Raw genomic sequence first — 6066 nt, 5'->3', positions numbered from 1 at the left:
TGATTGCCGATATTGAGGCCGGTAAAATTGGCTGTGTCATTACCAAAGACCTGTCCAGACTGGGAAGAAATTATATCGAAGCCGGCAGCTATATTGAAATCTTCTTCCCTAGGGAACTCTGTTCTTGTGGTGTCCGGCTTTTTCAAGCAGAGTGCCACGGAAACCGCAGCCGACAAAATGGCTAAGGTGCTGGAAGCGGAAGCTGCTACACAAAAATCGGCAATATGACGGGCGGTAAAGAAGCATTTTTCACATTTTGCCGCTATACACGCCGCCCCGCCATGTGGTACAATCGAAGTACGGAATAGTGGGGCTGGCTGTCAGAAACGGAGGAAACCATGTTAAGACAGACAACCCAAAACCTTATTACCGCCCTTTATCCGAGATTATCCCATGAAGATGAATTGCAGGGGGAGAGCAACTCTATATCCAACCAAAAGCGCATTTTAGAAACCTACGCCAAGCAGAACGGCTTTACCAATCTCTGCTGGTACACGGACGATGGTTATAGTGGTGCGAACTTCCAAAGACCCGGGTTTCAAGCCATGCTTGCAGACATTGAAGCCGGAAAAGTCGGCACAGTCATAGTCAAGGATATGTCACGTTTAGGGCGAAATTATCTCCAAGTGGGAATGTACACAGAAATGCTTTTCCCACAGAAAGGCGTCCGCTTTATCGCTATCAATGACGGAGTGGACAGCGCAATGGGCGACAACGATTTTACCCCGCTGCGTAATCTTTTCAACGAATGGATGGTGAGAGATACGAGCAAAAAAATCAAGGCAGTTAAGAAAGCAAAAGGTCTAAGCGGAAAGCCTGTTACCAGCAAGCCCGTGTACGGCTACCTCATGGACGATGACGAGAATTTCATCATTGACGAGGAAGCCGCCCCGGTAGTCAAGCAGATTTACCAGCTTTGCCTTGCCGGAAACGGGCCTACCAAGATAGCCCGTATGCTGACCGAGCAGCAAATCCCCACGCCGGGGACGCTGGAATACCAGCGCACAGGCAGCACACGCCGCTACCACCCCGGCTATGAATGTAAGTGGGCGACCAATACTGTTGTTCATCTTCTGGAAAACCGGGAGTACACAGGCTGTCTTGTGAACTTCAAGACGGAAAAACCGTCCTACAAGATGAAGCACAGCATAGACAATCCCATTGAGAAACAGGCGATTTTCGAGAACCACCATGAGCCAATCATCGACTTGCAGACATGGGAACGGGTGCAGGAGTTACGCAAGCAGCGCAAACGCCCCAACCGCTACGATGATGTGGGCTTGTTCTCCGGCTTGCTGTTCTGCGCCGACTGCGGTCATGTGATGTACCAGCAGCGGTATCAGACCGACAAGAGAAAGCAGGATTGCTACATCTGCGGCAGCTATAAGAAGCGCACCGCCGACTGTACGGCGCACTTCATTCGCACCGACCTTTTGACGGCGGGTGTGCTGGACAATCTGCGGAAAGTGACCGCCTATGCACAGAAGCACGAAGCCCGGTTCGTGAAGCTGCTTATCCAGCAGAATGAAATGGGCGGCAAGCGGAAGCTGGCGGCGGCAGCCAAGCAGCTTGAACAGGTGCAGAGCCGCATTGCAGAACTTTCCCGCTACATCAAGCGTCTGTATGAGGACAATGTAAACGGGAAAATCAGTGATGAGCGTTTCATGGAAATGTCCGCAGACTACGAAGCCGAGCAGCGGGAACTGAAAGACAGAGCCGCCGCTTTGCAGGGCGAGCTGGACAAGGCACAGGAAGCCACGGTAAACGCTGAAAAGTTTATGAGCGTTGTCCGCAAGTACCTTTCTATCGAAGAACTGACACACACTCTTTTGCGTGAAATGGTGGAGAAAATCGTTGTTTATGAATGTGAGTATGACGAGAACGAAGTACGCCGCCAGCGCATTGATATTTATTACAGCTTTGTAGGCAAGATTGACTTGCCCGAAGAATAAAGCCCGACCTATCCGACACCCTGCGCAAGTGCCGGATAGGAACGGCAAAATTTTTTACACTTCTATTACTTCTTTATCACACATAAGCAAAGAGCCAGGGTATGAAGCAGTTCATGGCTAATTAAAGGGAACAAAAAGAAAGGAAAAGCCAATCCAGACGGTATCAGCGGCAGGCTACAAGAATAAATTGTGATTTCACAAGATTGGTGCTATAATAAGAGAAAAGTTCCTGCCGGGGCAGCCGCTCCGGTGGTATGGATAGAAAGGCAGGAAAACAATATGCACATCAGCTATAAACCACTCTGGCACACACTGTTAGAGCGTGATATGAGAAAAGAGGATTTAAGGCTTGCCGCTGGTATGACAACAAATATGATTGCCAACATGAGCAAAGAGGGAAAGCACATCAGCATGGATACATTAGCCCGTATCTGCGAAACGCTGAATTGTGAGATTACCGATGTGATTGAGTTAGTACCAGACGAGCCTGCTTCCACAGGAGGTAAGGAACATGAGCGAATTGAAACCAAGAATAAAAGAAAACGGAATTGATTATATCCTTGTTGGAGATTACTACATCCCGGACTTGAAGTTGCCGGAGGAACACCGCCCCATCGGAAAGTACGGACGGATGCACCGGGAATATTTAAGAGAAGTCTGCCCAGCCAGATTACACACATTGACCCTGACCGGGGAATTGTGGACATATCTTGCAGACCTGAACGAACAGGCACAGAAACGGTTAGACACCATCATGGAGCAGATGAAAGCTGCCGAGGGCGTGACCGAGGAATTGAAGCGTACCCGTCAAATGGAATGGGTGCAGCGTTGCAATAACATTCACAACCGGGCAGAAGAAATTGTTTTACATGAGATGATTTATTCATAACGGTATGGTAGAATGATTATTACAAATTAGAAGTTGTAAAGGAGACTTTGTATGGGTAGAAAAGAAATAACAACAAAAGAAGATTTAATGAAAGTAATAGAATTATTCGAAAATACTGGAATTACATACTGGTTGGATGGCGGATGGGGTGTAGATATTTTAGCTGGTAAACAAACAAGAATTCATAGAGATATAGATATAAATTTTGATGCTCAACATACGGAAAAATTGTTAAATGTGCTTTTGAATCTGGGCTATAAAATTGATACAGACTGGAAACCGGTTAGAATAGAGTTATATAGTGATGAACTTGGTTACTTAGACATTCACCCGTTCGTTTTAAGTGAGGACGGAACTTCAAAACAAGCTGATTTAGAGGGTGGCTGGTATGAGTTTGAAAAAGATTACTTTGGTAGTGTTTTTTTTGAAGGAAAAACAATTCCTTGTATATCCTTAAAAGGCCAAAGAGTTTTCCATTCAGGTTATGAATTAAGAGATAAAGATAAGCATGATATTTCAATTCTTGAAAGTTTATCAAAATAACATTGCTGTAATTTCTAAGATAAATTCCACTTTATCGCTTTGAAATTTTAACTGAATAAGTATAGCACCAACCGCTGCTACATGGAAGCAAACACAACCATGCAACAGCGGTTTTTCTTTACCGTTTTTTCCTTTGACTGATAGGAGTTCCTGTTTTCTTTGATTTTTGTAGAATCCGAATGAGCCAGCGAAATTCTTCGTCTGACAGATTTTTATAGTTGATGCCGAGCTGCTTGCAGTAAAGGACAACCAGCTTTTCATCCCGACTGCCCTTGAAATTTTCAACCGCTTCCAAATTTTCTTTCAATTCATCGGCAACGGTGGTCTGGGGCGCACTCTCGCTGTCCTTTTTGTGGGCTTCCCGAATATCCCGGATAATGAGATTGAGGTCATCAAGAACCATGTGGCTGAAATATTCATCATCGCTGATATGGGCGGCTTGCAGCACTTTCAAATGCGGGTCGTCTTCGCCGGGGCGATACCGTTCAATGATTTCATGCCGGACAGTATCGACAAGGGCGTTGAGGTTTTGAATCTGCATGGTGGCAATCCCATCTACATAAATCTCAATGTCCGCAAGAAACTTGATAAAGTCCTTATGAGTGGCAAGCTCACAGAGCAGACGGTTGTTAATCCGACCGCCTTTCAGAAGTGCCACCATCTCATCATTCAAATGCAGCTCTGTTAGTGGCGTGTTGATCTGCTCCCGGTTCTCTGTCCGGCACAGCAGATAATCAACGGAAACCCCATAGAAGTCTGCCAGCGTGATAAGGTTGCCATGATTGATTTCCTTATAATCCTCTTTTTCATAACTGCCAAGAGCTGATTTGGAAATGCCCGTCAGCTCTGATAATTCTTCCAGATTTAAGCCTTTGTCCTTGCGGAGTTCCCAAAGGCGTTCCTGTATGCTTGTCGCTCCTTTCATGGGCGCACGCTCCTTTCCGGCGGTTTCATTACTGCCGCTTAACTGGATTATATCATACTTTCCGCAATCGTGGAAATTTCTGATTTTTACCCTTAATTCCTACTTTGTGGACATACGGCACAGGGCACAAAAATGTTCTATGATACAGGTAGTTCATCGATGGATTATTCCAATCGAATGACCAGCCTGTGTGGGATATGCTTCCCCGGCGATGTAGCGCCATGACTTTTGGCAGGGATATGGAGGAACCCTGACCGAAACGAGCGTACCAAAGGGAGCAATACGCCGCTGTGAGATTCAGGGGAGGAACGACACCGGGGAGAACTGGCGAACTGATACCGAAATGATACCGAAACACGACAATCTGATAGGGGGATAGTCTACCCTATTGCTGATACTTCTGGAGATTTTAGACGGCTCTATGACCGTAATTTTGCCGAAAATCGCCCCGAAACTATACACTAAAACGGGAGGAAACGCAATATGCCGAGAATGAGCAAAAAGAGGAAGCATGAGCTTTCTTTTTACCTCAATGACCGGGGGCGTGTCACTTACAACGAATTATGCCGGAAATGCAAGCATGGGTGCAAGCAGAGCTTCCGGGCGGTTGTGGTTGACTGCCCCCGTTATTTATCCAAAAGAGCAAAGAAAAAGGAGGAACACACCGAATGAATTTTGAATTTATGACGATAGGCACACCGTTGCCGCCCTGTATGCCCTTTCCCAGAGCGTTGACAGGATTTCCAGTCAGCAGCACCGCAAAGGTCATGTACTGCCGGATGTTGGACGCTATGCTATCCAACGGACAGGAGGACGAGAACGGAATCCTGTTTATCTGCTTCCCTGTCACAGCCATTGCCGCAGTCCTGTCCCGCAGCCCCATGACGGTCAAGCGTTCTCTGAATGAACTGGAAACCGCCGGACTGATCATGCGAGTGCGTCAGGGCGTTGGAGAACCAAACAGGATTTATGTGCTGATACCGGGAAAGGAGGACGCTGCCCTTGCCTGATACCTCAAAGCTGGAAAAGCTCAACCGAGAGTTGGAAAAGAGTGAAAAGAAACTGCGGAAAGCCATCAATGATGAAAAGGCATTGCAGCACCAGCTAAAGCAGCTTACCCGAAAAGAACGGACACACCGGCTCTGTACTCGTGGCGGTATGCTGGAAAGTTTTCTGCAAGAGCCGGAACGCCTGACAGATGATGATGTCATGCTGTTGTTGACACTCATTTTTCACAGGCAGGACACGCAGGAACTATTGAAGAAACTGCTGGAACGTGAGAAGCCGGAAACCCCTTAGTTTACTAAGGGCGCAATTATACACCACCCAAAGGTTGGTGCATTGCGTTCTCCGAAGGCTCCTTGCCGGAGGGCTGTGATTTTTCGCAGTCATGGTCTGCTCCAAATCATACAGGGGACGCTACGCTTCCCCTGCGCTGGCTACCGCCAGCTACCCTTTTGTGGACTTGTCATCTGGGGACACCTTGCGTTGCAAGCTGTTCCCAGCCGACAAGTTTCATAAAATATGCTATCTTTTCGATAGGCAATAAAGTATAATAAAGTCAGCAATAAATCGGAATTTTACGGTCAGTAAGGAATGCGTAAAGTTATATGATTGTATTATAAGCGATTTGTTAAATTTTTATAATGTAGGTTTGTCAAACATATTGGACGGTGAACTCTCGAGGAGAAAGCCAACCCAAAGGTCTCATGGGGAAGTTATTGGAGCGGCGGTTGTGGGCAGCGAGCTGCTTTGCG

The 6066-nt window shown here is 46.8% G+C and carries 9 protein-coding genes and 1 pseudogene; 9 read left to right on the top strand and 1 reads right to left on the bottom strand.

Annotated elements, in window-relative coordinates; genetic code table 11:
• Positions 1 to 2: 2 nt before the first annotated feature.
• From ACTNBK_RS16505 to ACTNBK_RS16480, 6 genes and pseudogenes are all read left to right on the top strand, one after another.
• Positions 3 to 116 (top strand): annotated as a pseudogene (locus tag ACTNBK_RS16505) (recombinase family protein); the annotation flags it as partial.
• Positions 117 to 126: 10 nt separating this feature from the next.
• Positions 127 to 228, top strand: a complete 102-nt coding sequence (locus ACTNBK_RS16500) for a transposon-encoded TnpW family protein (RefSeq protein WP_441147726.1) — start codon at positions 127 to 129, stop codon at positions 226 to 228.
• 110 nt (positions 229 to 338) lie between these two features.
• Positions 339 to 1952 carry a recombinase family protein gene (locus ACTNBK_RS16495; RefSeq protein ID WP_009255332.1) on the top strand — a complete coding sequence of 538 codons (1614 nt, stop codon included), beginning with the start codon at positions 339 to 341 and terminating at the stop codon, positions 1950 to 1952.
• A gap of 189 nt (positions 1953 to 2141) precedes the next feature.
• Complete coding sequence (locus tag ACTNBK_RS16490; protein ID WP_007887891.1) at positions 2142 to 2504, top strand: helix-turn-helix domain-containing protein; 363 nt, start codon at positions 2142 to 2144, stop codon at positions 2502 to 2504.
• A complete protein-coding gene (locus ACTNBK_RS16485; RefSeq protein ID WP_002584333.1) occupies positions 2464 to 2841 on the top strand; it encodes a TnpV protein in 378 nt (125 codons plus the stop codon). Before ACTNBK_RS16490 ends, ACTNBK_RS16485 begins: the two co-directional genes overlap by 41 nt.
• 51 nt (positions 2842 to 2892) lie before the next feature.
• Positions 2893 to 3384: a nucleotidyltransferase domain-containing protein gene (locus ACTNBK_RS16480; protein WP_441147723.1), complete on the top strand. Its 492-nt coding sequence runs from the start codon at positions 2893 to 2895 to the stop codon at positions 3382 to 3384.
• Between the two features lie 118 nt (positions 3385 to 3502).
• Here ACTNBK_RS16480 and ACTNBK_RS16475 read toward each other — a convergent pair whose 3' ends face one another.
• Complete coding sequence (locus ACTNBK_RS16475) at positions 3503 to 4309, bottom strand: helix-turn-helix domain-containing protein (protein ID WP_002584331.1); 807 nt, start codon at positions 4307 to 4309, stop codon at positions 3503 to 3505.
• A gap of 483 nt (positions 4310 to 4792) precedes the next feature.
• Here ACTNBK_RS16475 and ACTNBK_RS16470 point away from each other — a divergent pair, with 483 nt between their 5' ends.
• The 3 genes from ACTNBK_RS16470 to ACTNBK_RS16460 are packed head-to-tail and all read left to right on the top strand — an operon-like array spanning position 4793 to position 5608.
• A complete protein-coding gene (locus tag ACTNBK_RS16470; protein WP_002584330.1) occupies positions 4793 to 4981 on the top strand; it encodes a hypothetical protein in 189 nt (62 codons plus the stop codon).
• Positions 4978 to 5319, top strand: a complete 342-nt coding sequence (locus ACTNBK_RS16465) for a DeoR family transcriptional regulator (RefSeq protein ID WP_002584329.1) — start codon at positions 4978 to 4980, stop codon at positions 5317 to 5319. Before ACTNBK_RS16470 ends, ACTNBK_RS16465 begins: the two co-directional genes overlap by 4 nt.
• Positions 5312 to 5608 (top strand): DUF3847 domain-containing protein, encoded by a 297-nt coding sequence (locus tag ACTNBK_RS16460; RefSeq protein ID WP_002584328.1) that lies wholly within the window; start codon positions 5312 to 5314, stop codon positions 5606 to 5608. The genes ACTNBK_RS16465 and ACTNBK_RS16460 overlap by 8 nt, the downstream gene beginning before the upstream one ends.
• The last annotated feature ends 458 nt before the right edge of the window (positions 5609 to 6066 follow it).

The sequence above is a fragment of the Intestinimonas sp. HCP28S3_D6 genome (genome assembly GCF_052065695.1).
Lineage (GTDB): Bacteria > Bacillota > Clostridia > Oscillospirales > Oscillospiraceae > Intestinimonas.
This window is presented reverse-complemented; position numbering and strand designations above follow the sequence as displayed.